The organism is Paenibacillus barcinonensis (assembly GCF_003217495.1).
Taxonomy (GTDB): domain Bacteria; phylum Bacillota; class Bacilli; order Paenibacillales; family Paenibacillaceae; genus Paenibacillus; species Paenibacillus barcinonensis.
This window is the reverse complement of record NZ_QJSW01000025.1, coordinates 45,066-68,336: the sequence shown is the minus strand read 5'-3', so window position 1 is coordinate 68,336 and position 23,271 is coordinate 45,066. Positions and strand designations below refer to the sequence as shown.

Sequence of the window (23,271 nt, the reverse complement as noted above, 5' to 3'; positions counted from 1 at the left end):
ATCTAATCTTTAGTTCAACTTATACAGCTTCAATAAATCAATAAATAAGCATCAGCATCTTCTGGCGTTTGGAATTGAACAAGCCCGAAGTGCTGGTGTTTTTTGATGTAGCGGCTCAGAAGTGGATCGCATGGAAAGTTATCAATAAAACCGCAATTTTTGACATAAGTATAGTAAAATATAGGAAAACATCTTATGACAACCAATGGAGGAAGTCCATGAAGGAATTTAAAGATCGGCTTGAGCAGGTTCAGGCACAGCAGAAACAGCTGGCGAGGGAGTATCAGGCTCTGCTGCAGGAGTATCAGTCGGATGATCTCATTGTGCGTAATGAGCAGCTGCTGGAGCAGACCGAAGCTCAGAAGCTCAAGCTGCAGCAGCTTGAGCTGCGTGCGCGCAAGATGGAAGAGGAGAATGCGCGCCTTCGCATGGCGCTGTCCGAGCAGATGCTGGATGAGAAGCTCAATCTGATTCGGGTATCTCGTGAGAAGATGGAGACGTATTTTCAAGGGAAAACAGCAGCACATAACGATCAAATTGCGTATCACGAACATCGAACAAAGGCCAATCTGAACGGGCTCTATAATCAGGCTTCCCAGAATCTGCAGGAGGACGCGACTGAGATGAAGGAGCGGATCGCCTATCTGGCATCCGAGTTGAATGCACGCATCGAAGCGCACAGGCAGGCCGTATGGGAAAGAGCGGAGGCTGTGCGTGGGCAGATGCAGCATGGTTACGAACAGATGGCAGAGGAGGAGCTGAGCGAGGAGACGATCCAGCGCCGGATCAAGCAAAATCGGATGGAGATGCGGATCGGTCTTAGCTGGATTAACAAGGTGGCGATTTTGCTTCTGATTCTGGGGGTTGGCGCAGCGTTCCGATACTCGTATACAACGTGGTTTAGCGATGAAATGAAGGGCGCGGGCTTCTTCCTGCTTGGCCTATTGATGCTTGTGGGCGGTGAGCTGCTGTTCCGGCGGAAACAGAAAACATTTGCGATGGGACTGCTCGGCGGAGGTATATCTGTGTTGTTTGGTTCGATTTTCTACAGTTACTTCCTGCTGAATATCATCGGACTGTATACGGGTCTGGGTCTATCCGTACTGGTGTCAGCCGTGTCTGTGCTGTTGTCCTTGCGGTATCAGTCGAAGACGATTTGTTCCTTTGGTCTTGTGGGTGGATATTTACCGTTTTTCTCCTACCTATTCACGTTTGGACTGGAAGGCACAGCGGTCTATGCTGCGATGATTTATCTGTTGCTGCTAAACGGTATTATTGTATTTATTTCCTTCGGTCAGCGATGGCCGGTGGTGCACTATATCAGCTTCCTGTTCCACGCGCCTTCCATGCTAATTCTGCTGTGGCTGTCGCCAAGTGATCAGGTGAGCATGCTGTATTCTGTAGTCACTTTTGCTCTGTACCTGGGTATTACGCTGGCGTATCCGTTTAAACATCGGGTGAAGCTGACCTGGTGGGATTTTGCTTTGTTAGCGATGAATACGAGCTTGAGCTGTCTCATGCTCTATGTATTGTTGGATTCGGCTGGCTGGAATGATGCACAGGGCTTGCTTGCTGTTATTTTTGCACTCGTCTATCTTGGACTTGCGAGGTTTGTTCAGCGACATATGGCGCAGGAGAAGCAGACGATCTTACTCTTCTATCTTACGTCGCTCACCTTTACGATTCTGCTTGTTCCGTTCCAGTTTGGTTCGAAATGGCTGTCGATGGGCTGGTTAGTTGAAGGTGTACTGTTTGTTACCTTTGGACATTTCAGAAAATTCAAGGCAGTTGAACGCGCAGGCTGGGGCATCGTGCTGCTGTGTACTACGATCTTTGTCTACTACGATCTGCTTGCATTATTCTTCATGGGAGAACGTTCGTATTTCATGTTAAAATACTCCAGCATTACGCTGGGCACACTGCTCATCACGCTCTATTATGCTTGGGCGCTACGGAGCAGCTCCCCTACAGGAAATGGGCAAAGGATCAATTACGCTCCATGGGAGCGCGGTTTTCTGGAAGGGTTTAGAGTTGCGACACTGGTGAACGTATGGTTATACGTACTTTACGAATCGAATGAATTGTATGTCAGGGCTATGGATGAGACCTTTCTGTTATACATGTTCTACAAGCTGCTTATGTTTGCGGCGCTGACGATTGCTTTGGCGTATGGACTAGGCAAAGTGAAGCTGCTTCGTGACGCATTCCTGCGGGGGTATACCCTTTTCCTGCATGCAGTCGGATGCTGTATTGCACTGGCGGTTACCTTGACGATGCCTGCATTGCAGCCGGGTGTTGAGCAGCATACGGCAGCCGAGATTGTCGGGCTGGTGGTGCTGATTATTTTCAACGTAGGTGTATTCTTCGCAGGGCGTGACCTGCTCATTGCAGGCATTCGTGGTCAGTTCAAAAGTGTGGAGTGGTATCCTGTTATTGCAGGGGTCTATCTGCTGGGTGTTATTACGGTCTTCCTGACCATTCAGTTCCAGTGGGGCGATATCGGGCTGATGTTCAGCCTGATCTATCTTGTGCTGGCGATTCTCTATATTGCGTACGGGTTCCGTCGCAAATACGTCATGATCCGGCGTCTCGGTCTGGGCCTAACGCTGTTTGCCACCGGCAAGATGGTGTTCTACGATGTCAGTCTGCTGACGGCGGGCAGTAAAATCATCGCGTATTTCAGCTTTGGCCTGCTGCTGCTGGGTATCTCATACCTGTATCAGAAGGTGTCTACCCGGATGGAGGAAATCCAGGCGAGGGAGAGTGGGGCGAAGGGTGAAGACGGTGGCATATCGGACGAGGAACAGGACTGAGGCTCTACAGGATAATATTTTCATAAGTATAGTTTGAAAAACGCTTCGCTCGGGAATCTGTAACTTCGTTCGACGTTGTGAGAGGACTCTGGAATTGTAATGATTTCAGAGTCCTTTATTATTTTAATCCTCGTTGCTGATCTTCTCCGCAACAACATAACCATATGCTTGGCCCATCCAGATAGCCCACGTCATTAATAGCTGCTTCCAGTTAGATATCTCTGCTGGTGAGCATTCATCATCAGAGCTGGTAGATGGTTTGGTACAGCTCAGTCATCAGATCTGCCAGTTCATCCTGCGGTTCGATCTGCTGATGATTGATATCGGTGGGTGTCATGTAGAAAACAGCCTTCCCCTGCTTGAACATCGTTACATGAAACAGAACGCCAGATGTATCTTCCAGCTCTGGATCAAGAATAATGTTCAAGTGGCGTATTTTTTCGATCCAGTCCTGAATCAGCCTTGAATCTGTAGTGTTTTTGGTATAGCCATCACTGCCGCTCATGATTTCCAACGAATCAATTTTCGTGATGTCACCGGAATAGAACGTTTCTAATGCTTTGGGTGCTTTATTTGATTCCGCTTGTTTGAGCAGATCGGAGTGCTGACAGCTGTTGAGGATTAATGCAACAAAAAGAGCGCACGTAATGGTGTGAAGTGTATTCTTTTTCAACATAATCCCTCCCTTTAGTCTGTGAACGAAGTATGCATTGGAAATGTTCCATAGCTAAATGACATTCGTGAAACGTTTTGCACTGGAGTCGCGTTTATAATAGAGTAGCTGCCACATTTAAGGCTAATCGTTCATGCGAAGCCATGAGATTTCGGAAGCCGACGCCCCTTCTGGTGATACACCACCATCTTCACTCACGCGTGACAGCACGGTTAGGGTGATTGATAAAGCGAAGGCAAGCAGCACGTATATCAAAATGGTTTTTTTCTTCACGGGAAATACCTCTCTTGTTGAATAAGCTAAAGCGTCCGTCAGGGCGTTATGAGAAAAAATGCACAACGTCTGGTATAGTAATAGAATGAGTAATGAATGTTTAAGCGTGTTTAAGTCTATGGTGTTCCTGTATATCACTATATGAAAAGGCAAGCATGCAAACAATGGAACAAATCTGATGAATTTATCAGTACTCGAATGAAAAGATAGAGATCGAGTGACATTAAAGGTGGGGAATAACATGCGGGAGACGGCGAAAATCGTCATTCGTACGCCGGGACAGGAGAGCGATGGTTCATTCGCCTATGTGAGCCAGGGCCGCTCGATTACGGTGGGGCGCTACACAGGTGTCAGTGAACTGGACTTGTCCATCTATAATCAGATGATATCGAAGCGGCATTGCCGCATACACTATGACACGAAGGAACAGCTCTGGATCGAGGATCTGGATAGCAAAAATGGAACCGAGCTTAACGGGCAACGCCTCGTCCCATATGAGAAATATCCGTTTGGCGAAGGGGACAGCCTGACACTGGTCAACGGTTTGATCCACCTTCGCGTGGAAGGTGACCTCGGGGAGACGAGAGAATATCGTATATCCGATCTGCTTGGTGAGGGTGTGCGTTTGCAGGATCATCTGCAGACCGTTCAGGTAAACGAGGATGAAATTCCGTTGTCCAAGAAGGAATACCAATTGTTCAAGCTGCTGTACAGTGAACTGGATCATTTTGTTACGAGAGAGCAGATCATTGCTCAGGTATGGCCGGAACGGAGTATGCTGGAGAGTGATCCGGTGGGCATCGACGAGATTAACTCGTTGATTTACCGCACGAATCGCAAGCTGGGCATTCATTTTACGATAAAATCGGTGTACAAAAAAGGGGTATACATGAAATCTCATGTCGGTGAGACGAACGAATAGCCGCATCGTATCTTCTAAACAGAACTACCAAGGAATTAAGCAAGTAATCATGAGCCGTCTTGAAAAAAATACGGACAAAGGGAAGCTTCTGCGCGATCATAGACCGCCGAAGCTTCCCTTTGTTATGATGAGGACATGATGATTATTCAATATATTCCATGGCTCATCGCCGTGTTGACACTTATCGCCGTTGTATGGATCGTAATTGTAAGCTGGAGAAATGGAATCTCGCCCATGCCTACATCCCGGCAGGTCAGGCAAGTGGTGATTCAGGAGGTCAATCGTATACCGGGTTACGCAGATATTATAGAAGCCGGTTCAGGATGGGGAACACTCGGCATGGATGTAGTGAAGCATTGTCCAGGCAAAAGACTGACGGGCATTGAAAACTCACTCATCCCGCTGTGGACTTCGCAATGCCTAACATGGCTAAGTGTAGGGTTCAACCGAGCCGGAGCTGTGATCAGAACTGAAAGAGGAGGGCAGGGAAATTCGTTCAAAGGACGCCTGCGCTTCATTCACGGTAACATTTACACCTGTTCTTATGCGCATGCCGACGGTGTGATCTGTTATCTGTTTCCGGGGGCCATGACCCGACTCGCGGACAAGTTCAAGCGGGAGCTGCCGCCAGGCGCGCGAGTGATCAGCGTCTGTTTTGCATTGCCGGGCAAAGAGCCGTTACGTACCCTCATCTGCCGCGATGCGCTGCGGACCAAGGTGTATGTGTATGCTTTTTGAGATGCAGTTTTAGCATCAGAAGATTACGAATATGATTCAAACCTTTCATTCATCCGCAAAGTAAAGCTAGACCCGGAATTCACACGTACTGTGATTTCAAGGTCTAGTTTTTTAGTTGAGCATTTCAACGTAGCTGCTTGCTCTGACGTGCTCAACTCTTACCATCCGTTATTTTGCCGAATCTGTAGTAGCAGGTGTACTTGTCGTACCCATCGTTTCGGTTGTACCTGTGGATGTACCGGATTGCGAACGATTCCGTCCACCGCCTTGTCCGCCTCCCCCTCCGAAGCGCCCCATGCCGGACTGTGCTGTTGTTACCCCAGATTCATTCACCCAGGTTACGTTACTTGTGGACTGGAATGCAACGAACGGGGTACCGCCGCTATACGTACCGCCAGTATAGAGTCCGTCCACCGCTTTGCCTGTCGATGTTCCACCAGAGAAGATGACATAAGATCCATCTTTTGCGAGTTCTGGCGAGCTAATCACTACGCTTTGATAATCTTTGGCTGGTGCAAACGTCAGAATGTTATTTCCTTTGCTGTCTTGAACATGTACCAGAGTTCCCGCTTTTTGCGTTTCAGGGAAGGTCATGACAAGGGTATTTTGCGTTGAAGCATCCGAAGTGCCTTGTGACATACCCGAGCTTCCTGCTGCCACCAAAACACCACCACTGATCACAAATGTTCCGTCATAATCCAGTGGACCGTTGCCGTCATTCGTTGGGCCATTCACAATAACTGTTCCACCTGTCATGGTAATGGAGCCATTCGCATCCAGACCGTCACCGCCAGCATTCACGGTGAGGGAGCCGCCGTTGATATGAAGCTCGTTGTTGCCGGATGATTCACCAGGCATTCCCCCCGGACCTCGGTTTTGCTGGTTAGCATCTGTAGCTTGGGCAGTCGTGCCGGTTGTCGAATTGGCAGCTGTTGCTCCAGTGGTTGCTTTGCTTGTACCTGTAGCAGAAGTGCTCTCACTTGTGGCTTTAGCCGTTGTGCCAGCTGCTTGGTCACTCGTTGTTGTCTCACCACCGGCTGCATTTACACCATCATCTGAAGCCGTTACATCAACATCCCCGTCATTCAAGGTGATGATTGCACCTTCTAGTCCTTCATAACTTTTGGTGATGTTGATCGTTCCACCGTTAATCGTAAGTGCCTGATCGGCATGGATGCCGTCATCTCCAGACTGAATGGTGAAGTCTCCATCGTTCACAGTGACATTGCTGTTGCTATGCACGGAATCATCCATCGAATCAATCGTGTATGTTCCACCATTTACGGTGAGGTCTGAGCCTGCTTTCAGTGCTTTAGCACTTGTGGATTCTTCCGTTGCAGTCGTAGCGTTGTCTGCATCAGCATGGGAATCGGCTCCTGCTACAGCTTTGTTTCCAGCATTCGTGGTCGTGTTTGTGCCAGTCTGTGTACCCATGTTCGAGCTGCTGCCATTAGGCATTGCTGGCATATCGGCAGGTGGTTCGCCATCCGATGATGTGCCCATATCGGTTGGAGGCGTACCGCCATCCATTGCACCATCGCCAACTAATCCACCGCCAAATCTGCCACCAAACCCGCCGCCGGGACCTTGTTCAACCTTGGCCGGTGCATTTGCACTTCCTCCGGCAGTTACCATGTTATACGTACCGCCGTCCGTGACAAGTGCAGTCTCGGCCTGAATGCCATCGCTGCCGCTCTGAATGTTGAAGGTTCCGTCTGCAATGGCGACAAATCCTTTGCTGGTATCCGTATCGTTGGTCGATTTAATGCCGTCACCTTCAGCTTCAATCGTAATCGTACCAGCCTGGATCGCAACCATATCTTTCCCTTTGATGCCATCGTCGGCTGCTTTGACGTTGATCGAACCACTGATGATTTTGAGATCATCCTTGCCTGTGATGCCTTCATTATAGTTGCCTGTGACGGTTAACTGACCTGCACCGTTAAACGTAAGATCGGCTTTGCTGAAGATGGCCGCATCCGGCTCATCGGTGCTGCTATCCGCATATACGTAGGTTTTGCCATCGGAAACCGCGTTTTTGGTTCCTTTTTCAAGCGTGATCACCGCTTTGCCCGCCTTTTGAATGTAGATGCCTGCACTGTCATTATCGTGGATCGTAGCACCGTTTAACACAAGGTGAACTACGCCTTTATCGGCAACATTAACGACGATCTGACCATCTGTCAGCTTACCGCTGAGCACATACGTGCCTGCTTCCGATATGGTAACGGAGCCCTTAGCGGCCTTTGCGCCCGAACCTGTTACGGTTGCTGTAGTACCGTTTAAATTGATCATGGTGGAATCTGCGTCCGTCCAGCTTACATTGGTATCATTTGCATCCAGAGAAACCAGATCGGCATACTTCACGGATGTTGACGCGCTAACTAATACTGTTTTGGTTGTGCCTGTTGTAGAAACGGCTGCATTGGCTGTATTGCTTGTTGTTATAGGGGCACTACAAGCTGCAAGCAGACTGGTCATCATGGCGACGGACCACAGTTTGCTGCTTGTAATCATCCTTTTACGTTTTTGAGAACTGTTCTTCTTCATATATATCGTTCCTCTCTAAATCATATTGGGTCAATTGAACAATCGAGCAAGTGAATCTTCCAGGTTTAATATTCTGGCGTTGGGCTCATCGTTAACGAGATATCCAGATTGCCGTTCCGTGTACGAATGGCGTCAAGGAATTGCTTCTGATTCACATTTTCGTGAATCGTGACACTATATACCAGTTCGTACAGACTGCCGAGCTCGGTGGTTCTGATTTTTTTCAGATCAAACGTGACGTTGAATGTATGGAATACTTCGTTCAGAGCTTCTTCGTAGCTCAGATTTTCGGGAATGGTCACTTTCAAAGTCTTCTGTAGACTCTTCTTCCCGCCAAAGTTAAATCGGCTCAGTACAAACATCAGCACACACAGGATAACGGTAAACAGAACCGCGTAACCAAAAGCGCCTACCCCGCAAGCCAGACCCGATGCCATCGTGAACAAAACGTAAGCAATGTCCTTCGGATCACCGGGGGCACTGCGGAAACGGATAATGGAAAATGCTCCCGCCAAGCTGAACGCCCGGGCGATATTGCTGCCAATGAGCAGAATGATAATGGATACAATGACAGGTAACACGACCATCGTTAAGGTGAAGCTTTGCGAATACGTGGCTTGATTGGTTTTCATATAGGTGAGACTGATGATAAGTCCAAGTCCGATCGCAAGTCCGATCGTAATGACAGCACTACTAAAGCTTAATGTTGTGTCGTCCAGGGCGGAGCCGAATAATGAATCAAGCATATAGAACACGCTCTCTTTCTCTCATTGATTTTTCTGGTGATGCAGCCGCAGCAGGCTCAGCAGGGTTGAAGTCTGTTCCTGGCACCAGTGGGCGTTCAGTCTGATAGTTCAAGTTGGTTGTTCTGACCAGATGTCTGAACTCATTGCCGTATTTGGAGAAGCCTGTACGGTACAGCCCATGTTTACAGAGCAGCTGTGATAACCAGATCGGGACCGTTCTCTCCGCTTTGACTTCCATCAGCCAGCGACCATCCTTCACTAACGGCTCGCCGTAATCTCCTTGTTCCAGCTTCAGATCGTATCTGCGGCTGCGGATGTTGGTGTCAAAGGTAATGCGGAGATCGCGGCTGGTCTTGTCGAACAGCGCTTTGCGTTCATAAGCGAGATACACCTTGGGTTCCAGCTCATACAGGCGAAGGAAATATTCGATCTCCTCGACGACCTGTTTATTCATATAATCTGCAAGCTCCGGTGCCTGTCCTGAATGAACGAATTCATAAGCTTCGTCCAGCTTCAACGCTGTTCGGCGTTTATTTACAAGGCCAAATACTTTCTTTTTGATCTCCAGATACACCTTGGCATTTTGTTCAGGTACGCCGTAGGCCCGTAATCGCAGCTTCTCCTTGTATTTTGGTTTGGAGAGGCTGGCCCGGATCAGTGAATCCTGCGGTGTATCGAAGTACAGGTTGCTGATGGAATAATACTCATGTTTTTTGTTGTAGGCATCCAGTTCCATGTATTTCAGCAGGTCATTATAAAAGTATGCGTATTGCTCATCGGTCAGCAGGTACTTGCTCTCATATCGGTTGAATACTTCAATTGCCATGATCGTTCATTCCTTTCGGGTGTGAATATGTATGTTTGGGTTCATCGTGTAACGATTCATGTCTGTATGTTAGCGAAGCAACCTTGAATGAATCTTAAATGAGTTTACATTCCGTTAACGTGTAAAAAATAATTCAACTTATCTATTAGCTGCACACGTTAAATACATTAAGGTTGATTCAAGGTTTACTTGGTAGAATAAAAACATACAGACTGAACGTAACAAAGCACCTGGAACGTTTTGCGTACGCAGGGCATTAGCGCTAGTTGTAGCCACGGGAAGTTTCAGCAGAACGATAAATTAAGCAGAGGAATGAATAGATCATGAGAATTTTAATTGCAGAAGATGAGGTTCATTTGGCAGAGGCGGTCTCGCAGATTTTGAAAAAAAACAACTACTCCGTGGACATGGTGCACGACGGCAGATCGGGACTGGATTATGCGCAGAGCGGCATCTATGACCTGTTGCTGCTGGACATCATGATGCCGGAGATGGACGGCATTAGCGTGTTAAAGGCGCTGCGTAGTGAAGGAAATCATACACCCGTCATTCTGCTCACAGCCAAGGGAGAGCTTTCCGACAAAGTATCGGGTCTCGATTACGGGGCCGATGATTATATAGCGAAGCCGTTTGCAACAGAAGAACTGCTTGCCCGGATTCGGGCGGCCTTGAGACGCAAGGGAGAGGTAATCCCGGAGGACGGTCTGAGGTTTGGCGACATAGAGCTGAATACAACCCAGCTGAAGCTGAGTGTGCAGGGCAAAGAGATCAAGCTGAATCTGAAGGAGAACGAGCTGCTGGAGCTGCTGATTACCCGTAAACAGGCGATTACCTCCAAAGAGCAGATCATTGAGAAGCTGTGGGGATTTGACTCCGATGTGGAGTATAACAACGTGGAGGTCTATATCTCCTTTTTGCGTAAAAAACTAACCTTCCTGAATTCAGCTGTTCGCATTAATACGATTCGGGGTGTGGGGTATGTACTTGAGGTGACGAGCTGATGTTTAAGAAACTCCGCAATCGGTTTCTGATTGTTAATCTGGTTTCGATCTCCGTCATGATGCTGGTGGCATTTATCACGATCTACATCATCACTTACCAGAATGTGCAGCGTGAAACGAATATGGAGCTTTATAAGGTGTCGGATTTCTATCATAGTCCATACAGTCCGAGTGGTTCCCAAATACCGCGTGGAGAGGGGCAAGGTGGCGGATCGGACTCGGGTACAGGTTCGGCTGCGGGTTCTAATGATGATACAGGTACTGGAGCTTCTGGGTCAGCATCAGGGTCGGATGAGAGCTCCAGGTCCAGTGCTGGTTCCATATCGAGCGCTATGCCATCTTTTGCGGGCAGAGGTGGAAGTGGGGGCATGGCTGGCGGCAAATTCGGTATGAATCGAGGCCCAGGTGGCGACCCGAATGCACCTCCGGCCCGTTCGGTCTCATTTATGATTCAAACCGATGCCTATTGGAATATTACGGGGACTCACTCGCGGTTTGATATGGAGGAATCCTTTTATAAGGAAGCGATACAGAAGGTAGATCGTGGCAGTCTTACGCAAGGAGAGCGGCAAACGGGTCAGTTTGCCCTGGATGGCGCGGATTGGGCCTATGTCGTGGATCCAAGCGGTGAGGGATATATGATTGTATTTATGGATGTGACTGCGCAGCAAGGGATTCTCACTAATCTGATCTACACCTTTGCTGTGGTTGGGCTGGTCATGCTCATCGTGATTTATTTCCTGAGCCGTTATTTTGCCAATCGTTCGATTGCACCTGTTCGTGAAGCGTTTGAGAAACAAAAGCAATTTATTGCCGATGCGTCTCATGAGCTGAAAACGCCACTAGCCATTATTAATACCAATACGGATGTACTGCTGGCCAATCAGGAGGATACAATCGTAAATCAAGCCAAATGGCTGCATTATATCAAGGCTGAAACTGAGCGTATGTCCGGGCTGACGAGTGATCTGCTGTATCTGACACAGATGGAGGAAGCACGTTCCAGCTTGATTCATACCACGTTTAATATGAGCGATGCAGTGGAAAGCATTATTTTGCCGATGGAGGCTGTTATTTTCGAAAAAAACATTTCTCTCGATTATAATATTGAGCCCAATCTGAACGTTCATGGTAATGGGGAGCAGATTAAACAGGTTATTCTGATTCTGCTCGATAATGCGGTGAAATATTCCGGGCCCAAAGGTTCTGTGAATGTGACACTTCAGAAGCAGAATTACGATGTGCTGCTGACTGTCGCCAATACGGGAGAGGGCATCGCCCCGGAACATCTGGACCGTATCTTCGACCGATTCTATCGCACGGATTCCTCCAGGGCACGCAAGCATGGTGGCCACGGTCTGGGGCTGGCGATTGCCCGTTCCATCGTTGAGCAGCATAAGGGAGAGATTTATGCCAAAAGTGTGGTAGGCGAGGGCGCTTCGTTTCACGTGCGGTTATCGTAGAGCTGGACATATGATGGGGATCGGCTGAGAATTGTGGGTGGTGGATTGCAAGTGGATAGGGGCAGGCTGCGGGTTGTAAGTGATGGACTGTGAGCTATAGGTTGGGTAAGTGTATGCTGTGTACCAGCATAACTTCTGCACGTAATGGGTTAACCTATGCTACAATGGCACCAGGATGTATAACCAAGGAGATGAAATGACGTGACAGACAACCAAGCCATTAATGAACAGGAAATGCTGCAATATATCGCGGATAAAACAAAGGCGAGCAAGGCCCACATCGAGCTTGTCCTGAAGCATGAGCAAGCATACATTAACAAGGCGCATGAGAATGCGAAAGGCAAAGATGTTGATATCGACGGCGATGATCTGGCGGATTACATTTTGAGCCGCAAGGATGTGAAGCTCGACGAGCTGACCGTTGAAAGTATTTTGGATGCAGAAATGGACTATCTGATGGACAAGGGCCACGCAGGATACGTGGACTAAGGAAAAGACCTCAATATCACACAAGGGAAGCCCCTTGATCGTGATATCGAGGTCTTTTTGCATCAACCATGCCAGCGGACGAGCGTTTCTTGCTCATTTGCTTTGCGCCTGTATATTTTTGCTAAATGCTAATGCTAAAAGCTAAACGTACCTTTACCTACAGCCTATTATTGACCCATCATACCGCCGTCTACAGTGTAGAGCGATGCGGTCACATATGATGCGTCCTCGGACAGCAGGAAGTTCATTACGGCTGCCACTTCCTCCGGCTCACCATAACGGCCCATCGGGATCGCAGCTACCGTAGCAGATTGATAGTCTTCCACGTTGCCGGAATTGGCTTCAATCTGGCGCATCATGCGGGTGTTAATCGTACCTGGCAATACCGCGTTCACGCGAATATTGAAAGGGGCCAGCTCATTGGCAGCTGTACGAGTGAGTCCGACAACGGCATGTTTGGACATAATATATGGGGAGACAGCTGGAGCACCCATTAGACCTGCGAGAGAAGAGGTATTCAGAATCGCGCCGGATTTTTGTTTTTTCATTACAGGAATTACGTTTTGCAGACCGAGGAATACCCCGCGAATGTTAACATTATATACGGTGTCCAGTGCTTCAACGCTGAGGTCCTCGATCAGCCCCGTTGGTCCTTCAATGCCGGCATTGTTAGCAAAATAATCAATACGTCCAAACGCATCCAGCGCTTTTTGTACATAATTTTTGACGTCTGCTTCGTCCGATACGTTAGCCTTTACCGCAATGACATGCTCTTTATCGAGGTTCAGCTCCGCAATGGTTTTCTCAACGGCCTCTTCGTTCAAGTCTACGAGCACCAGATTAATCTGACGTTCAGCCAGACGGCGAGCCAGCTCTTTCCCAATACCTCCGGCAGCGCCTGTAATAACAGCAGTTTGTGTATAGGATGTACTCATGATTAGATCGTCTCCTTATCATATATAATGGGCAGGCAACCTCTAAAGGTTGAAAACCTGTCGTCTATCGTTCCTGTCTTAATGTTAAGATATACATAAACATGTGACAATCATCATTGACAGCGTAAATGTCAGCTATTGAACATAGATGTAAGCGTTGTTCATTTAGGTTACAATAATAGACAAAGGGGGCGTAAATGTTGATAATTGAACATCCTCAGGATCGGAGAGCACGAAGAACACAGGATGCGATCATCGCTGCGGCAGTTTCATTGATATTGGAAAAGGGAGCCGACGCCATGACGATCCGGGATATCACGGAACGGGCGGATTATAATCGGGGCACCTTTTATTTGCATTTCCCCGGCAAACCTGAGCTGCTGCAATTTCTTCTGGACGATTTCCTGCACGGGTTGGGACAGGCGTATGCGGAGCCTTATTCTCATCTCACGGAAGTCGACATGAGTGGACTGTTACCATCAACGATGCCGGTGTTTGAATATATTGAAGCACACCAGGATCAATTCCAGGCTTTGATGACGATGCATGGGGACATGGCTTTGCGAATCAACAATGTGTTCCGAAATTATCTGACCCAGGAATTCATCCTCGTAACCGAGGATAGTGAGCAAGTGATTAATTACGACATTATGTTAAGTTATCTGGTATCCGCAACGGTGGGAGTTATTATGCATTGGGCAGAGGTAGGCTTCAAATATGCAGCTCATTATATGGGGGAGCAGCTGACGGCTTTGATCAACATCAAACCAACCCGTCTGCTGATTAAACCGGGTCAGAAGGGCCGGACTATGCATGAACGAATGCTTTCGGATTAATTTCTGCTCAGGGGACAGGCTGGGAGTATGGAAAAGAAGAGGTCAGATATGGGGCTGTTTATAGAATCTCCTCCAATCAGTCCGTCGATCAACGGTGGTGTGTGCCCTTGGGTGGAGAGCTGCCGGACAGCAGAGCGATACCTATCTATCCGGCAGCATCCAGATGATCTTGCGGTTCAGGGTGTGACGTTTATTCCCAAGGATACGAGACGGTCAGGAAGTCAGCGAATTTTTTGCTCTCTTCCCGCCGTTTTTTCCGCATGGCCGCCCGGTCTGGAGCGGTCTCATACAGCTTTCTCTCTTCCTCGGTCTCCGGGATAATCCGGGGCACGATCAGTTTGCGGTTATTTTCGTCCAGGGCCACAAAGGTCAGAAAAGCAGTTGCTGCAATCTTTTTCTCCCCCGTCATCAGATCCTCACGAATAACCTTCACAAAAATCTCCATGGAGCTACGTCCTGTCCATGTGGCGAACGACTCCAGTGTTACGGAATCGGTCGGATTAATCGGGTACAGAAAATCGACGGAGTCGGTTGAAGCGGTAACCGTATTAACCCGGCACAGCTTGGATGCGGCAATCGAAGCGATATCATCAATGTAGGACATCAGCTTGCCGCCGAACAAGGTGTTATGGTTGTTGACATCCGTCGGGAATACCCGTGCGGTTTTGAAGCAGCGTGTCTCACGTACATACTTTCTCTCCACTTGATCCATCTCCGTAGGTTTCGGTATCTCTCTCATTGTTCTTCCTCCTTGCAGTATGGTCGCTGCTGCGATGCATATCATGAAGCCTTGCTTACTGCGGGAACGGCCAGAATGAAAAGCACCTCTCCCTAAGTATAGGTTTCGGTTGGATCAATATTCAAATGAAGTGTTCAAGAGCTCCGTTATAAGAAAAAACCGCCGGGCGCGGACCGGCGCGCAGGCGGTTGTTGCTGAATCTGTATATTAAGCCTTAGGTCTGAAGATGCCGGACGGTTTGCCAATCGGCAGGAATGTGTAACCAAAGTGAGCATTCAGAACGGAAGCACCTGTACCATACAGGGACACAATGCCAATCGCCATCTCGGCGTATGCTGCAATGGTATGGAAGATGTGTGGTGCTACGCCGAACGCGTCAAAGGTCAGACCCAGGAACAGGAAGTCGATCAGAATAAAAATAATGAGCAATACTTTATTTGCTTCAACAGCCCCGATGGTCATGAACAGGGTGAAGATCAGGTATCCGGCAAAAGCAAATCCAAGCTGCTTGCCATCGGTTTGCTCAGCCAGCGTAGAGCCGAACACTCCCATTTTGATCATCCAGTTGGCACCCATGGCGAACCAGAAGAAGGCATACGCGCCAAAAGCGGTGGTGCCGAATGTGTTGTTGCGCTTGGAATCCTGAATACATGCGAATAACTGAGCGAATGCGCCCAGGAAGATCGCCCAAGGGATAGCGTAGCTCAGCCCTTCCGTAATGCCAAGCTTCTGGGACGAAGCGACGAGGGTTACAATCGCCAGCCCAAATAGTCCCATCGCGCTGGGATCGGCGTTTATGATTTTGACTTTAGTCTGTGACTCGGTTTGCATGGTGTTGATAAGCCTCCAATAATATCTAATCTGGATGATAGACCTGCATAGGTTATCCTCGAAATGCATGTTGGCATCCGCCGGACCCGGACACACATATCGCCCTATTGTAACCGAATGCCCTGGTTATGAAAAGGGGGATTTTATTACCTGAAACACGCGAAAACGGTTACTTCTGTCACAGCCAGCTGAACCGGGGGCCAAGAGATCGGGTTTGTGGTGAAAAAAGACGGAAAATTACATGTTATTCCCAGAGCATAAACGTTAGTATCGAGTGGAAATCACATCTGCAGCCCGAATCCTGATGATCTGACATACGACATTTCGGGCCGGGTAGAGGAAGGGGGCGCAGTTTACCAGAGATTGACGCCACTAGAGCAACCAAATTCCAAATTATTTTGCAAGCGCTTACTTTAAGAGGGTGTCTTGGGAAGGTCGGTATGTATTCCATGATGAAGAAGCGAAGGGATGGGTGTTGATGATCGCCAAACAGACGCGTCGGCTCGGCTTGATTTTGCTTGTATTCGTGTTTACCTTGTCCAGTCTCGGGTGGGGTTCTGTATTCGGTGTGACAGCAGCGCGTGCGGCAGAGCTGGATTCTTCTGCTACCGGGGAGGCTGTGTATCGCTATGATTTTGGATCAGGCTCGACAGCGGAGGGGTATACGGGTGTGAATGCAGACGGAGCGTATACATCGGAACGGGGATACGGCTTCACAGATGTCTCCAAAGTGACGGTGCAGGATCGCGGCACTAGTGATCCGATCAAGTCGGATTTTGCCACGATTGCTGCAGGAGGACAGTTCAATGTGGATCTGCCGAACGGGGATTACACGGTATCGCTGATTGCAGGAGATGCTGCCGGAGCGACAGAGATTGCCATTGATGTGGAGAGCATGAACAAGGTGCAGCTGAACAGCAAGGCCGCAGGTGAATATCTGGAGATGAGCTTTGACATCGCTCTCGTCGATGGACAGATGAACCTTGTCTTCTCGGGGGCGGCAGCGAATTTGAACGCACTTGTGATTACGAAGCAGGCCGGGCGTCAGGCCGGAAGTAAACCTGTGCTTTATCTGGCGGGGGATTCCACGATGCAGACCTATAACCCTTACTGGGAGCCACAAGCGGGCTGGGGCCAGATGTTGCCTTCCTTTTTCGACGATAGCGTGGAGATCAAAAATCATTCCATTGGCGGACGAAGCTCCAAATCGTTTATTTTCCAAGGACGCCTGGATGAAATTCTGAGAATGATCCGTCCGGGAGATTATTTGTTCGTACAATTCGGACATAATGATGCCACGATCAGTGTGCCTGAACGATACGCTTCACCAGCCGATTATAAAATATACCTGAAAACCTATATCGACGGTGTGCGGCAGCGGGGAGCTACGCCAATTCTGGTGACGCCGATGGGACGCAGGGATTTTAACGCAAGTACAGGCAAATTCAACGTTTCCTTCCCTGAATATGTGCAGGCGGCAAAGGAAGTGGCAGCTGAAAATAACGTGCTTCTGATTGATCTGAGCAGGCTCAGCATTGAATATTATGATTCGATCGGGCCGGAGGCTACCTTATCCGTATTCCTGCATGTGGCGCCGGGCATCTACCAGGCTTTCCCTAGTGGGGCTACAGACAATACGCATTTTCAAGAGTACGGTGCCATTCAGATCGCCAGACTGGTTGCGGGTGCGGTGCGTGAGCTGGATATTCCGCTGGCAGAAGCGGTGAAGGATGCAGATGTGCCAGCTGAGGTCCCGGCGAAGCCGAGTGGTCTGAAGGCGGGGAGTATTAGCAATGCGGGCGCTGTGTTGAAGTGGACGGCAGATGATGCGGCGGATATCTACAAAATCTATCGTAAGCTGTCTGCCGAGCCGGAGTCTGCGTATCAACTTGCCGGAACAGCAACCGTGCCAACGATGACTCTGTCTGGTCTTGCGGAAGGTGAGACTTATACGGTGCGTGTGACAGCGGTGAATGGACGAGGCGAATCCGAGCCGTCGGATGAGGTGGACTTTACAACGAAGTCAGCCGCGTACCGATATGATTTCGGTCCTGTCGGTTCTCCTATAGCAGAGGGATATAACGAAGTGAATCGGAACACGTTATACACCCCAGAGCGTGGATACGGCCTGACCTCTTCGGCGAACATGGCAGATCGGGACCGTGGTAATGCTACGGATGCGCTACGTCGCGATTTCGTTATTTATTTTGGCGGAAGTTATGAGTTCAAGGTTGATCTGCCGAATGGCAGCTATTCGGTTAAAGCGTACATTGGCGACTGGATTGGCTCCGCTCGTACCAATATCAACATTGAGGGCAAGGATTACGGGACCGTATCCTCAGGTGCCAAAAATATAGCTGAAAAAGTCATCAATCAGGTTCAGGTTCAGGATGGTCAGATGAATCTGGTGTTCAGCGGGCAGACTGCACATCTCAACGGTCTGGAGATTACACCAACGTTTATGGCACCTTCGCGGCTGAAGCTTGATGACCTTGATCTGAACAGCGACCCGATTCGTGCGGTGTTATCCTGGGATGCGGCTGCCGGGGACGTGCAGTATAAGGTCTATCGTCAATCTGCCGGAGCAGCCAAAGCGGAGCTGCTCTCTACCGTAGATGCACCAGCCTACACGGATCACCAGATTGAACTGGGTATGAGTTATGTCTACACAGTAACGGCTGTGGATCAGACAGGTACAGAATCGTTGGCATCCAATACGCTGAACGTGTCTACGATTGATCCAAGCATAGCGAAGGCGGAAGTGCCTTCTGGCCTGACCATGCAGGAAATCAACAAAAATGATGTGACCTTCACCTGGAGTGAAGCTGCGGGAGCACGTTTTTACCAGATTTACCGCTCCAAGCAGCGGGATGGGTCTTATGAGATGATTGGTCGCACCAAGGAAACGTTATATAAGGATGCTTCTATTCTCAGCACAATTCCTTATTACTATAAGGTTGCCTCGGTGAACGCGGGCGGTGTATCCGAGCGGTCCAGTGTGCTTGAAACTCCGGCAGCGACAACGCTGAACCGGGCGATGGAATATTTGGATCGGGCCCCGGTTGCGGTGCAAACGGAGCAGGGCAACTACATCGGCTGGCGTATGCTTGGCCTGGATGCAGATTCAATTGCTTTTAACTTGTATCGTGATGGGATGAAGCTTAACGCTGAACCGCTGACGGGCAGCACAAACTATACGGATGCAGAGGGTACAGAAACCTCGAAATACCGTGTGATGACGGTGGAAAATGGTATTGAAAAACCAGCGACAAAGGCGTTCGGCGTGTGGCAGGAGCAATATCTGTCCGTTCCGCTGCAGAAGCCTGCTGATGCCTACACCAAAGATGGGCAGCCGTATTCCTACTATGCAGGAGATGCCAGTGTAGGTGATGTGGACGGTGACGGTGAGTATGAGATTGTACTGATGTGGTCACCGAATAACGGCAAGGATAACTCGCAGGCCGGCATTACGGGCATTGTGTACATGGATGCCTACAAGCTGGACGGAACTCGGCTCTGGCGTATTAATATGGGCCCGAACATTCGTGCAGGAGCGCATTATTCACCGTTTCTGGTCTACGACTTTGACGGAGACGGTCGGGCTGAGCTGATGATGCGTACTGCGGACGGTACGATCGACGGACAAGGGAAGGTGATTGGAGATGCGAATGCAGATCATCGCAACAGCTCAGGGTATGTGCTGTTGGGTGACGAATTCCTGACTGTATTTGACGGTGAGACCGGGGCGGCGCTGGATACGGTGAACTATGATCCGCCGCGTGGTGATGTCGCTGCCTGGGGAGACGGATATGGCAACCGTGTAGACCGCTTCCTTGCCGCAGTAGCGTATCTGGACGGAGAGCATCCGAGTGCGATGTTCAGCCGTGGATATTATACACGCACGGTGCTTGCATCCTACAATTTCCGGGATGGCAAGATCAGCCGGGTCTGGCGATTTGACTCCAATGATGAGGGATACGGCTCATACGCAGGTCAAGGGAATCACAACTTGTCTGTAGCGGATGTAGACGGGGATGGCAAGGATGAGATTACGTTTGGAGCCATGGCCATCGACGATGATGGTAAACCGCTCTACAATACAAGACTGGGCCATGGAGACGCGATGCATCTGAGCAACCTTGATCCAACCCGACCGGGAATGGAAGTATTCGGGGTACACGAGGACAAAAGCTCGAAGTACGGCATGGAGATGCGTGATGCAGCCACAGGTGAGGTGCTGTGGGGTGTGTTTACGGGAATAGATACCGGACGTGGCATGGCGGCAGATATTGATCCGAATTACCCTGGGGCAGAGGTGTGGGCTGCGACCATTACCAACGAACAGCACATTCCAATTACCGGGCTTTACAGTGCCAAGGGAGAGTTAATCACGACGAAAATTCCTTCCTCCACGAACTTTGGCATCTGGTGGGACGGTGATCTGCTGCGCGAATTGCAGGACGGCATTCGCATTGACAAGTGGGATTACGAGAATCAGACTACGGTTAACCTGCTGACGGCCACGGGCGCTGCGTCCAACAACGGCACCAAGGCCAATCCAAGCCTGCAAGCCGATTTGTTTGGCGACTGGCGCGAGGAAGTGATCTGGCGCAGTCAGGACAGCTCGGAGCTGCGTATCTATACCACAACCGATGAGACGGATGTACGTCTCCGCACGTTGATGCATGATCCGGTCTATCGTTTGGGTGTGGCCTGGCAAAATGTGGCCTACAACCAGCCGCCGCATACCAGCTTCTATCTCGGCGCGGGCATGGAGCAGCCGAAGGCGCCGAACATTCATTATGTTGGCGGCCCGCAGGAGCCGGAAGACACGACACCTCCGGTCATCACGGGCATGCCTGCGAAGCAGATGAGTGAGGATGAGGTGCTCCAGATCAACGTGAAGGCGGAAGACCTTGAATCAGGCATCGCACGTCTGGAGCTGACTTGGGACGGTGAGACGGTGAAGCAGGGTGACGAGATCGCCATGACCGGGCTTGCAGGCAAGCATATGTTCACAGCTCGTGCGGTGAACGGCGCAGGGCTTGTCACCGAGGTCTCCGTCGAGGTGACTGTCATAGCAGGTGACCAGGCAACGGGTGTGCCCGGAACGCCTGTCCTGTCTGACAATCACGGTCACGGGAACGGACGGAGTGATGGGAATTATACCATTACGATGAATATGTGGTGGGGCAACAATGGTACCCGGTATAAGCTGTATGAGAACGGGGAGCTGCTGGATACGCAGAAGCTGCCAGCTTCGACCCCCAATGCCCAGAAGGTTTCCACCTCGATTCAGGGGCGAAGCAACGGCACGTATGTGTATACGTGTGAGCTGACGAACGCTAAAGGCACAACGGCATGTCAGCCGATCACGATAAGCGTTCGGGATGCTGCACCTTCAAAGCCTGAACTGTCTCATGACAATTGGGATGGAGATGGAAATTATACGATTGCGATGACTCTGTGGTGGGGTACAAATGCAACATCGTATCGACTGTACGAGAATGGTACAGAAATAGATAGCCGGTCTCTGACGGCTTCTTCACCGAATGCACAGACAGCCAAGGTCGAAATCAAGGATCGTTCAATCGGGGAATATGAATATGTGGTGGAATGGAGCAATGCAAGTGGGAAAACAACAAGTGAAACGATGCGAGTGAGCGTAATCCGCTGAATTTAACCCATCCATACTATGGAGTTAATGCAGGAGCGCCTGTTTCATATCAAGAGCGTCTGATGGAGTTATGACGCCTGATATGGAAGGGTGCTTTTTGCTTATTTTCATAAAATACACAATTACGACACAAATTGATCTTAAGCGATATCCCTGCGGACTTGCAACGTACAGACGATCTGTGAGATGTGACAGTGTCGCGTTATATCTGGTATTTTTCACCAATCTCTATTAAAATGGAACTAGCCCTTTTCAAAATTTGGAGAAGCATACAAAACATCCATGTCTCCTATGCCATATGTTAATCCAGCTGCAGATTGACAGGAAACACTACAATGTAACTCAAATAAGGAGGTATCAGGGGCCATGGTTATGAGTTTGGATCTGAAAAACAAAATAGAAAAAGCCAGGCATAACCTTCATAAGCTAGTAGAGCATAATAAGGGCGGGCTTGGACATCCTGATGTCATTCGACAGTCAATGGCCTTGGATGAATTAATTAATGAATATAATCGGATATCCCGGAATCAGACGCGAACGTGAAAGCGAATATGATGGGAAATAAATATAGCAATTCAGCACGAATCGACATGTATGGCTTGGGTCGTACAGGATGATAACATCAGCAGAAGGGCGTGACAACCACCGAAAGGGTTAACCTCAGAGCACCAACGAGGTGAATCTTATCGGGGGTCAGTCATGCCCTTTTGATAATTAATGAAGCATGCGCTTGGCCTCCAGATATAACACCTGCACGAACTTCTTCGTATTGATGCGTGTCTGGGACAGGGAAGGCTCCACGTTGTTTTGCAGCTCCAGCATCTTTTTGCGAATCTCGGTAAAGTCGAAAAATTTGGAGGCGTAGTTCTCGAATTTGGGGTGAGTGTAGTCCGTCAACCCGAGCGATACGACATGGCTGAGTGTTTGGAATATCGCCCTGCGTACCCGCTGCTCCGCGGCCTTCACTTCTTTGGTCACATCGGCAGCGGTTGCATCCTGTCCCAGCTTGCGCTGGGCCACGTTTTGAAAAATATCTTTCAGCGACGGGAACGTGTACGGTGAAAGCTTATGCTCGTCCGTCTCCAGCAGCTCCAGATATTCCAGCATATCGAGCAGATCGCGGCTGCCGGCCTCACCGATCATGCCCATCTCGGACAACAGGAAATGGCCTGAGGTGGCAATCGTTTTGTCCGGTGCCTGCGGCTGCTTGCGCTCGCCAGACTGCAATCCGGACAATCCTTGCAGTGTGCGCTGAATGTCGGCGATGGACTGCTGCATCCGCAATCTTTCCTCCACCAGCCGCAACACCGATAGAATCTCCAGCCGATTAATCGGCTTCGTAATGTAATACTCAATGCCAAGCGAGTAAGCCTCGCCAATCATATGTTTGGACTCAATCTGTGAGATCATCACAATCTTGCCTGTAAACCTCCCTGCAAGCGCACGCACGGTCTCAATACCGTCCTGCTGTGGCATCAGCAGATCAATCAGCAGCACATCCACCTTGTGCAGCTCCAGTAACTCGGCATGCACATGTGCTCCATCCTCAGCTTCCCCGGCAATATCACCTAGTCCCTCATCCTCGATGATGTCCATCAGCATCGAGCGTATGCCTGCATCATCGTCCACGATAAAATAACGCATAAGCTTCAAGTCCTTTCCTTCCATTTGGTCTTGGTGAACCCGTGATCAGATGTTATATCGTCAGGCGGCATATTCCGCTCCAGTAAACATGAGTTCTCTCTTTTATGTTGCTCTG

Annotated in this window: 18 protein-coding genes; 9 read left to right on the top strand and 9 right to left on the bottom strand. The window is 49.4% G+C overall.

Features of this window, described 5'->3' with window-relative positions; genetic code table 11:
• Positions 1–218 precede the first annotated feature (218 nt).
• Positions 219–2,813, top strand: a complete 2,595-nt coding sequence (locus DFQ00_RS24665; RefSeq protein ID WP_110899117.1) for a DUF2339 domain-containing protein — start codon at positions 219–221, stop codon at positions 2,811–2,813.
• Between the two features lie 241 nt (positions 2,814–3,054).
• Here DFQ00_RS24665 and DFQ00_RS24660 read toward each other — a convergent pair whose 3' ends face one another.
• Together DFQ00_RS24660 and DFQ00_RS29315 are read right to left on the bottom strand one after the other, a co-directional pair.
• Positions 3,055–3,486 carry a hypothetical protein gene (locus DFQ00_RS24660; RefSeq protein ID WP_208643823.1) on the bottom strand — a complete coding sequence of 144 codons (432 nt, stop codon included), beginning with the start codon at positions 3,484–3,486 and terminating at the stop codon, positions 3,055–3,057.
• Between the two features lie 123 nt (positions 3,487–3,609).
• Entirely contained in the window at positions 3,610–3,759 is a 150-nt protein-coding gene (locus tag DFQ00_RS29315; protein ID WP_167433831.1) for a hypothetical protein, read from the bottom strand.
• A gap of 241 nt (positions 3,760–4,000) precedes the next feature.
• Here DFQ00_RS29315 and DFQ00_RS24655 point away from each other — a divergent pair, with 241 nt between their 5' ends.
• Positions 4,001–4,681 carry an FHA domain-containing protein gene (locus DFQ00_RS24655; RefSeq protein WP_110899115.1) on the top strand — a complete coding sequence of 227 codons (681 nt, stop codon included), beginning with the start codon at positions 4,001–4,003 and terminating at the stop codon, positions 4,679–4,681.
• A 135-nt stretch (positions 4,682–4,816) separates the two neighbouring features.
• On the top strand, positions 4,817–5,419 hold the full coding sequence (locus DFQ00_RS24650; RefSeq protein WP_110899114.1) for a class I SAM-dependent methyltransferase: 603 nt from the start codon (positions 4,817–4,819) through the stop codon (positions 5,417–5,419).
• A 168-nt stretch (positions 5,420–5,587) separates the two neighbouring features.
• Here the strand turns inward: DFQ00_RS24650 and DFQ00_RS24645 are convergent, their stop codons facing one another.
• The 3 genes from DFQ00_RS24645 to DFQ00_RS24635 all read right to left on the bottom strand — a co-directional run bounded on the left by DFQ00_RS24645 (position 5,588) and on the right by DFQ00_RS24635 (position 9,541).
• Entirely contained in the window at positions 5,588–7,936 is a 2,349-nt protein-coding gene (locus tag DFQ00_RS24645; RefSeq protein WP_110899136.1) for a carbohydrate-binding domain-containing protein, read from the bottom strand.
• 98 nt (positions 7,937–8,034) lie between these two features.
• Positions 8,035–8,715, bottom strand: a complete 681-nt coding sequence (locus tag DFQ00_RS24640) for a DUF4956 domain-containing protein (protein WP_110899113.1) — start codon at positions 8,713–8,715, stop codon at positions 8,035–8,037.
• On the bottom strand, positions 8,708–9,541 hold the full coding sequence (locus DFQ00_RS24635) for a polyphosphate polymerase domain-containing protein (protein WP_110899112.1): 834 nt from the start codon (positions 9,539–9,541) through the stop codon (positions 8,708–8,710). Before DFQ00_RS24635 ends, DFQ00_RS24640 begins: the two co-directional genes overlap by 8 nt.
• 323 nt (positions 9,542–9,864) lie before the next feature.
• On the opposite strand from DFQ00_RS24635, the gene DFQ00_RS24630 reads away from it, so the two are divergent.
• The 3 genes from DFQ00_RS24630 (at position 9,865) to DFQ00_RS24620 (ending at position 12,494) form a co-directional block, all read left to right on the top strand.
• Positions 9,865–10,542, top strand: coding sequence for a response regulator transcription factor (locus DFQ00_RS24630; protein WP_110899111.1), 678 nt, complete (start codon positions 9,865–9,867; stop codon positions 10,540–10,542).
• The gene (locus DFQ00_RS24625; RefSeq protein ID WP_110899110.1) at positions 10,542–12,005 is read left to right on the top strand and encodes a sensor histidine kinase; all 1,464 of its coding nucleotides are present in this window, start codon (positions 10,542–10,544) and stop codon (positions 12,003–12,005) included. Before DFQ00_RS24630 ends, DFQ00_RS24625 begins: the two co-directional genes overlap by 1 nt.
• A gap of 234 nt (positions 12,006–12,239) precedes the next feature.
• Entirely contained in the window at positions 12,240–12,494 is a 255-nt protein-coding gene (locus DFQ00_RS24620) for a hypothetical protein (protein WP_110899135.1), read from the top strand.
• 167 nt (positions 12,495–12,661) lie between these two features.
• Here DFQ00_RS24620 and DFQ00_RS24615 read toward each other — a convergent pair whose 3' ends face one another.
• Positions 12,662–13,429, bottom strand: coding sequence for an SDR family NAD(P)-dependent oxidoreductase (locus DFQ00_RS24615; RefSeq protein ID WP_110899109.1), 768 nt, complete (start codon positions 13,427–13,429; stop codon positions 12,662–12,664).
• Positions 13,430–13,629: 200 nt separating this feature from the next.
• Here DFQ00_RS24615 and DFQ00_RS24610 point away from each other — a divergent pair, with 200 nt between their 5' ends.
• Positions 13,630–14,265: a TetR/AcrR family transcriptional regulator gene (locus DFQ00_RS24610; RefSeq protein WP_208643822.1), complete on the top strand. Its 636-nt coding sequence runs from the start codon at positions 13,630–13,632 to the stop codon at positions 14,263–14,265.
• Positions 14,266–14,455: 190 nt separating this feature from the next.
• On the opposite strand, the gene DFQ00_RS24605 is transcribed toward DFQ00_RS24610, so the two are convergent.
• On the bottom strand, positions 14,456–14,968 hold the full coding sequence (locus tag DFQ00_RS24605) for an acyl-CoA thioesterase (RefSeq protein ID WP_110899134.1): 513 nt from the start codon (positions 14,966–14,968) through the stop codon (positions 14,456–14,458).
• A 243-nt stretch (positions 14,969–15,211) separates the two neighbouring features.
• Positions 15,212–15,835, bottom strand: a complete 624-nt coding sequence (locus tag DFQ00_RS24600) for an acetate uptake transporter (protein WP_110899107.1) — start codon at positions 15,833–15,835, stop codon at positions 15,212–15,214.
• A 478-nt stretch (positions 15,836–16,313) separates the two neighbouring features.
• Between DFQ00_RS24600 and DFQ00_RS24595 the strand changes: the two genes are divergently transcribed.
• On the top strand, positions 16,314–21,512 hold the full coding sequence (locus DFQ00_RS24595) for a rhamnogalacturonan lyase family protein (RefSeq protein WP_110899133.1): 5,199 nt from the start codon (positions 16,314–16,316) through the stop codon (positions 21,510–21,512).
• Between the two features lie 366 nt (positions 21,513–21,878).
• A complete protein-coding gene (locus DFQ00_RS24590) occupies positions 21,879–22,055 on the top strand; it encodes an aspartyl-phosphate phosphatase Spo0E family protein (protein ID WP_110899106.1) in 177 nt (58 codons plus the stop codon).
• A 171-nt stretch (positions 22,056–22,226) separates the two neighbouring features.
• Here DFQ00_RS24590 and DFQ00_RS24585 read toward each other — a convergent pair whose 3' ends face one another.
• Entirely contained in the window at positions 22,227–23,156 is a 930-nt protein-coding gene (locus DFQ00_RS24585) for a response regulator (protein ID WP_110899132.1), read from the bottom strand.
• Between the last annotated feature and the right edge of the window lie 115 nt (positions 23,157–23,271).